The sequence below is a fragment of the Rhizobium sp. PRIMUS64 genome (assembly GCF_023006465.1).
GTDB lineage: Bacteria > Pseudomonadota > Alphaproteobacteria > Rhizobiales > Rhizobiaceae > Rhizobium > Rhizobium leguminosarum.
In genome coordinates, this window is record NZ_JALBGX010000276.1 from 1 (window position 1) to 1,829 (window position 1,829).

The following is a 1,829-nucleotide window of genomic DNA, read 5'->3' on the forward strand; positions in this document are numbered from 1 at the left end:
CGTTCTGCGACGGCGCTGCTCAAGGTCGGCGGCGGCAATTCCGCCGACAGGATCGTCCGGATGGCGGCGCGGGCGGCAAAGCCCTATTTCACAGCATCGCTGAAAGTGCGCGGCGACAATACGCTGGCCGGCACGAAGGTACTTGCCTTCGCCGGCATCGCCGATCCCGCGAAATTTTTCCGCACGGTTGAATCACGCGGCGGCGAGATCGTTGTCGCCAAGTCCTTCGGCGATCACGAGCACCTGACCGAGGAGGAGATCGACGACATTCTAACGACTGCCGAGCGTCAAGGTCTCTTGATCGTCACCACCTCCAAGGATTTCGTCCGCCTCTCCGGCCATCCCGGCAAGGCGGCGCAGCTCGCCGAAAAGAGCCGGGTGATTGAGGTCGACATGGTATTCGAGGATCACCTCGCCCCAAGCCTCATCATCGACCGGGCGATCGTCGCCTGCCGCGAACGGCGCCTGCGGGAGATCAAAACTGCGGCCAAGGCAGTTCCAGGAAAAGTGTGACGTGGTTTTCCCAGGCAAAGCGCGAAGCGGTTTTGCCGGGAATTGCGTAAAAAGCTGGAGCAGTTCTGTAATTCCAGGGAAGCTGAGAGGCTCTAGCGCCGCTGGTTTGGCAGCACGCCGGCGCGTTTGTCGGCCTCGATCGCCGAGATCACGTCGGCATAGGGCTCCTGCCGGGCAACACTCCAGTAGCGCAATTCATCGAGCGGGATCTGTTTTCCCGTCATCGCGCAGACGACATAGGAGCCGGGCGAGAGAATCTGGAAATCGCCATCGAGATACCGGATCTTCGCTTCGCGGTTTCCGTGTCCTTCGAACAAATTCATGCGCTCCGTTCCCTGCAGTCTGTCATTAAAGCATGTTGCGCAAAAGTGTGCCGCGGTTTTGCGATCACGACATGCGGAACACCAAAGACCTAAAGCGTGGCAAGCGAATCTGAAAGATCGCGACACGCTTTAGTCTGCCATACTCCCGAAAGGGTTGCTTTTCCAGCTTTTTTAGCTTCTGCCGAAAAGCCGCTCGATATCACTGAGCTTCAATTCGATATAGGTCGGCCGGCCGTGATTGCACTGGCCGGAGCCGGGCGTCACTTCCATTTCCCGCAGCAGCGCGTTCATTTCCTCCGGTCGCAGCCGCCGTCCGGAGCGCACCGAGCCGTGGCAGGCCATGGTCGCCGCCACATATTCGAGCTTGGCCGATAGGCCCGACGCCGTGTCCCATTCGGCAATCTCGTCGGCAAGCTGGCGGATCAGCCCATGCGCATCGACCTCGCCGAGCATTGCCGGCGTCTCGCGTACGGCAATCGCGCCTGGGCCGAAACGCTCGATCGCAAGGCCGAGTTCGGAAAGCTCGGCCGCATGCCGCATCAACCGGTCGCAATCCTCTTCCGGAATGTCGATGATTTCGGGGATGAGCAGCACCTGAGAGGCCAGCCGCTTGGAGTGCAGCGCTTTGCGCATTGCTTCGAAGACCAGCCGCTCATGCGCGGCATGCTGGTCGACGATGACGAGCCCGTCCTCGGTCTGGGCAACGATATAGTTGGCGTGGATCTGCGCCCGCGCCGCGCCGAGCGGATACCGTGCGTTTGGTTCGGGGGCTGCCGGCTGCGGCGAAAACTGCGGCTCGGCCCGTGCCGTCGGCATCGAAAGTCCGTCGAAGGACGCCTGCGGCCGCTCGCCGAAACCCGTTGTCGGTTGAAAGGGCCGGGAGGGCGATGTCTCGGCCGACCATCCGCCCTGCGGCCGCTGGGTATTCGGCTGGAAGCCGGGGCGGAAGGAACGCAGCATGTCGCTCGCCCCGGTCGTTGCCGCTCGGCTGCC

Annotated in this window: 2 protein-coding genes and 1 pseudogene; 1 reads left to right on the forward strand and 2 read right to left on the reverse strand. The window is 62.2% G+C overall.

Going from position 1 to position 1,829, the window contains the following annotated elements; all coding sequences use genetic code 11:
- On the forward strand, nt 1–513 hold a 513-nt coding region (locus tag MOV76_RS39000; RefSeq protein WP_247266578.1), incomplete at its 5' end, for a tetraacyldisaccharide 4'-kinase.
- Between the two features lie 92 nt (nt 514–605).
- On the opposite strand, the gene MOV76_RS39005 is transcribed toward MOV76_RS39000, so the two are convergent.
- Together MOV76_RS39005 and MOV76_RS39010 are read right to left on the reverse strand one after the other, a co-directional pair.
- Nucleotides 606–836, reverse strand: a complete 231-nt coding sequence (locus MOV76_RS39005) for a DUF2093 domain-containing protein (protein WP_003588271.1) — start codon at nt 834–836, stop codon at nt 606–608.
- Nucleotides 837–1,007: 171 nt separating this feature from the next.
- Nucleotides 1,008–1,829, reverse strand: a pseudogene (locus MOV76_RS39010) (DNA mismatch repair protein MutL); the annotation flags it as partial.

Bases quoted from the DNA above. Each gene is read 5' to 3' on its own strand.
- MOV76_RS39005 (WP_003588271.1), bottom strand. From the start codon at position 836: ATGAATTTGTTCGAAGGACACGGAAACCGCGAAGCGAAGATCCGGTAT.